Annotated in this window: 1 protein-coding gene; it reads left to right on the top strand. The window is 58.0% G+C overall.

What is annotated here, in order from left to right; translation table 11 throughout:
- A partial coding sequence (locus ABWP81_RS11605; protein ID WP_353141932.1) for a hypothetical protein occupies positions 1-466 on the top strand: 466 nt, incomplete at its 5' end.
- Positions 467-1251: the final 785 nt, after the last annotated feature.

Consider the following 1251-nt stretch of genomic DNA (forward strand, 5'->3'; position numbering starts at 1 on the left):
GCGGGCCGACCTCGGGATTGAATTCATTCTTGTATCCAACGCTGGAGCCTCGCCGGACGGCCTCCCTCTTGGAAGCAGTCTTGTATCCACACTTGCGGCCTCTCAGGTCTCGGAGTCGAAGTCCAGTCTTGCAGCCAACCTTGCACTTGGAACTAGCCAACTTGCAGCCTGCAATTGTGTCTCGGAGTCGTCGGAGTCGAAGTCCAGTCTTGCAGCCTACCTTGAACGTGGAGATAGCCAGCTTGCAGCCCGCAAGTGTGACTCGGAGTCCAAGTCCAGTCTTGCAGCACATCTTGAACATGGAGCCAGCCAACTTGCAGCCCGCAAATTTCGGAGTCTCGGAGTCTCGGAGTCGAAGTCCAGTCTTGCAGCCAACCTTGCATTTGGAGTTCGCCAACTTGCAGCATGCAATTTTGTTGCCAGTTTTGCAGCCAAGAAGCTTGGACACAGACATCTTGCAACCTAGCAGGTCGAGTCGATCGAGCCCGACGCCCGCATTGCAAAACCCGGTTGCAGTTGCCGCTGCTCGCTTAGCCGATGCCTCTGCTGCCCGTATCAGAGCTGGATGGTGGCACTCCCTCGTGCCAAACGGTATCCGACGAAGCATTGATGCTGAGCGCGACATATTTTTACGTTTTCCTCGTGATGAACCGCGGGATCTCGCTGAGTATAGCGAGCATTGTGTGTCTGAGATTCGGCCGATAGCCAGGAGCCGCTACTTCTATTTGGGAATCACAGACAACCCGGCTCATAGGTGGCAGCAGCACTCGTACTCCGGCGCTGGCTATTGCGCCATGTATGTGCTCGCCGTCTCGGAAAGCAGTCGCACCACAGCCCAGCTGGAGCGCCAGATGATCGCGAGATTTCGGGATCCCCTCATGTGCGGCAACATTGGAGCCGGAGGCGAGTGCAGCAGCTACGGATCGCCCCATTTTTTCTACATGGTCTTTCGCAGTGATGCTTTGATGCGCCGTGCGCCCACGTCCGGCCGTGGCAGAGTCCGCATGGGTAGGGTAGAGGACGACTTGTACGGTCCCGGCAGGCTGTGAAATGAAACAAGCGTCGCCCGCATGGGATCATTGGCGACACGGGAGGCTCCGGGAGGGTCCAGCAGGGACCAGGGGGGAACCGAGCAAAAGTTTGTTGGTTGGTTTCTGTCGGTTTGTGAGCTTCGACAGTTCGGCCCTGTGGCTGGCTGGAGGGAATCCAACGCTGCTCATACCGCCGGTCGCCCGGTCCCCTCCCGGGCAG

The organism is Limnohabitans sp., assembly GCF_040401135.1.
In the GTDB taxonomy this organism is placed as follows: domain Bacteria; phylum Pseudomonadota; class Gammaproteobacteria; order Burkholderiales; family Burkholderiaceae_C; genus Limnohabitans.